General features: G+C 70.3%; 2 protein-coding genes. Both read right to left on the bottom strand.

Annotated elements, in window-relative coordinates; translation table 11 throughout:
• Positions 1–216: 216 nt before the first annotated feature.
• Positions 217–1,491 carry a class I SAM-dependent methyltransferase gene (locus tag G6017_RS10755; protein WP_182617314.1) on the bottom strand — a complete coding sequence of 425 codons (1,275 nt, stop codon included), beginning with the start codon at positions 1,489–1,491 and terminating at the stop codon, positions 217–219.
• Positions 1,492–1,502: 11 nt separating this feature from the next.
• Positions 1,503–2,975 carry an FAD-binding oxidoreductase gene (locus G6017_RS10750; protein WP_182617312.1) on the bottom strand — a complete coding sequence of 491 codons (1,473 nt, stop codon included), beginning with the start codon at positions 2,973–2,975 and terminating at the stop codon, positions 1,503–1,505.
• Between the last annotated feature and the right edge of the window lie 294 nt (positions 2,976–3,269).

Here is a 3,269-nt window from a genome sequence, read left to right as displayed (position 1 = left end):
TCAGCGGGATCCGCAACTCCGCCCAGATCGGGATCACCGAGGAGCCCGCGGGCGGCTCCCCGGCCCCCACGGGTGAGGTACTGCTGGCCCTCGACCTGGCCTGAGCGCGCGACCCGGCCTGAGCGAGCGACCCGGCCCGAGCGCGCATCCTGGCCCGATGGGCGCGACCCGGCCCCGACGGTGTCCGGGCGGGATCGGCCGCTCAGGCCCGGCGGCTCACGGCCGCCACCACTGCCGCAGTGGAACGTCCCAGGTCATGGTGTCGCCGAGCCGGACGGCCAGGATCTGATGGAGCTGGATCTTGTTGTGCTCGAAGCCGTACTGGCAGGCACCCATGTAGAGCCCCCACAGCTTGGCCATCGGTTCGCCCACCTCGTCGACGGCCTCGTCCCAGTGCTCGACCAGGTTCGCGCACCAGTCGCGCAGCGTGAACGCGTAGTGCTGGCGGAGGTTCTCCTCGTGGACCACCTCGAACCCGGCGTTCTCCGCCTCGAGGTGGACCGTCCCGGCACCGGCCAGTTCGCCGTCGGGGAAGATGTACCGGTCGATGAAGGCACCCGCCTTGACCGAGCGCGAGTTGTCCGGCCGGGTGATGCAGTGGTTGAGCAGCCGACCCCCCAGCCTCAGGTAGCCGTGCAGCCGGGTGAAGTAGTCGTGGTAGTTCCTGCGCCCGATGTGCTCGGTGATGCCGATGGAACTGACCGCGTCGAAGTCACGCTCGGGAACGTCGCGGTAGTCCATCAGCCGGACCTCGGCGAGGTCCCCCAACCCCTGGTCCCGGATCGCGGCCTGTCCCCATTCGACCTGCTCGCGCGAGAGCGTCACGCCGATCGCCCGGACCCCCCGGGCGGCCGCGTACCGCACCATCCCGCCCCACCCGCAGCCCACGTCGAGCAGACGGTCCCCGGCCTTCAGTCCGAGCTTGTCGAACACCAGCCGGTACTTGTTGTCCTGGGCCTCCTCCAGGCAGACCCCGGCGTCGGGGTAGCACGCGCAGGTGTAGGTCATGGAGGGCCCGAGGATCCACTCGTAGAAGCGGTTGGACACGTCGTAGTGGTAGCTGACCACCTCCGAGTCCCGCTTCTTGGAGTGCCTGCGCATGCCGTGCGCGACGCGACGCCACGCCGCGGGCACCTCCTGCTCGGGAATCGGCAGCATCGTGATGTTCTCGCGCCCGATCGAGCGGGCGATGCGCGCCATCGTCCGCAGGTCCGGCGTGTGCGTCATGGTCTTGCGGAAGACCTCGAGCGCGCCGAACACGTCATGCGGCGCACCGGGATGCACCCCGTCGACCTCGAGCTCGCCCATGAGGTAGGCGCGGGCCAGTCCGAGGTCGCCCGGCGCGGTGACGAAGTACTGCAGCGCCCTCCGGCTCGTCAGGCGTAGCACCAGCTCGCTGTTCTCCGGGCCGAACGCCGACCCGTCGTAGGCCTCGATCCGCAGGGGCGGCTCCCCCGTCGCGAACGCGGCGACGATCTCGCCGATGGTCATCCTGTCCGTTGTCACCGTGCACCCACCGACTTGTCATAGAGGGTCGCGAAGCGGCCCCGGGGATCGAATCGCGTCTTGAGATGTGCCGCGTGCTCGCCGCCGTACAGCTGGTCGAACTCCTCGCGGGAGTAGAAGACCTCGGAGTAGAGCGACTTGTGCCCGCCGAGCCGGGAGACCTCCTCTTCGATGCGCCGGTTCCACGCCCCCTCGGCCATGCCGGGCTCGATCGGCGCGGAGGACCAGAACCCGATGTTGACGTACGTGGTCTCCGGCGCCAGCGGATACAGCGGCCACGGCCGGTCGGAGCCGGGGCCGCCGCCCACACCCGGCGCGGGCGTGGACTCACGCAGCCGCAGCGGGCAGATCCACAGCGGCTCGATGGGCACCTCCCGCAGGAACCACTCGAGGAACTCCTCGGTCCGGTCGATGGTCACCTCGACGTCCTGCACCACGCGCTCCCGCGGGCCCTCGCCCTTGAGCGCGCCGATCCTGTTGCCCAGGTCGTATCGGTGGTCCAGGCCGATGATCTTCCAGTACGCCGACGACCTCAGCAGCTGTTGCGGCCACCACCGGCGGATGCCGGGGTTCTGCACCCCGAACGCGCGCGAGCACCAGAACCAGTCGGTGTCCCAGCGCCACAGGTAGTCGCGGATGGTCAGCCGGTCGCGGGCCACCGAGCCGGCGGGGCCGCCGTGCTGGATCGACCGGTAGTAGATCGCCTGCTTGTCCCGCACCCCCGTGTAGTCCGAGACGGGGCCGGGCTCGTCGGTCCGCCGGCCCAGCGTCAGGTAGGACTCGCCCGCCGAGAAGACGACCCCGTCCAGGAAATCGACCTCCTCGTCGTCGTACGACCCGGACTCGCCGATCCGCGCCAGCCCGTCGGTCAGCGCGGCGAGGGAGTCGAACCGGACGTGGCGCAGTCCGACGTACCGCTCGACCGGTTCGAGCGCGATGCGCAGCCGCACCGCGTACCCGAGCGAGCCGTAGGAGTTGGGGAACCCGCGGTACAGCTCGCGCTCCCGGTCCGTGCCGTCGGGGCGGGCGGTGACGATCTCGCCCGTGCCGGTGAGCACGTCCATCTCCAGCACCGACTCGTGGGGCAGTCCCAGCCGGAAGGAGCTGGACTCGATGCCCAGTCCGGTCACCGCGCCGCCGAGGGTGATGGTCTTGAGCTGCGGCACCACGTACGGCATCAGCCCGTACGGCAGGGTGGCGTCCACCAGGTCCTCGTACGTGCACATGCCCTGGACGTCGGCGGTGCGGGCGTCCGGATCCACGGAGACGACGCGCGTCAGGCCGGTGGTGTCGAGGCCGGGCGACGACGACGAGGCGCGCGGCCTGAAGAGGTTGGACGTCTTCTTGGCCAACCGGACGGGCTCACCCCGGGGGACCGCCTCGAAACTGGCCAGGAGCCGACGGACACCCTCCTCGTGGCGCCGGGGACCGACGATCAGCGATCCGGACAGACGACCATGAGTGCCCATGCGTCCCACCCTAGTAGCGGTCGGCCACCATCGGAGTTGATCCGGCCGCGGCTCACCCCGGTGGTCCGGACACGGGTGTCCCGTCACCTCGGCGACCGGGGAGCGGAGACCGGTGGGTCCCGTCTCGAACACGTCTCGATTGGGACACCGGTCATCTCGGTCGGGCCAAACGATCCCGAGCCCGGTGGCCGGATACGTAGCCTTCCCGGCAGACCGACCCCCGCACCCGTCTCCACCGCCACGAGCAGACCGTGCATCCGCACCACCCTGTCACCGACACCGAGGAGGGCCCGC

This window comes from Dietzia sp. B44 (assembly GCF_014145245.1).
Classification (GTDB): domain Bacteria; phylum Actinomycetota; class Actinomycetes; order Mycobacteriales; family Mycobacteriaceae; genus Dietzia; species Dietzia natronolimnaea.
This window is presented reverse-complemented; position numbering and strand designations above follow the sequence as displayed.

What these genes read in the sequence shown, in the direction of transcription:
- G6017_RS10755 (WP_182617314.1), bottom strand. Translation starts at nt 1,491, where the DNA reads ATGACCATCGGCGAGATCGTCGCCGCGTTCGCGACGGGGGAGCCGCCC.
- G6017_RS10750 (WP_182617312.1), bottom strand. Translation starts at nt 2,975, where the DNA reads ATGGGCACTCATGGTCGTCTGTCCGGATCGCTGATCGTCGGTCCCCGG.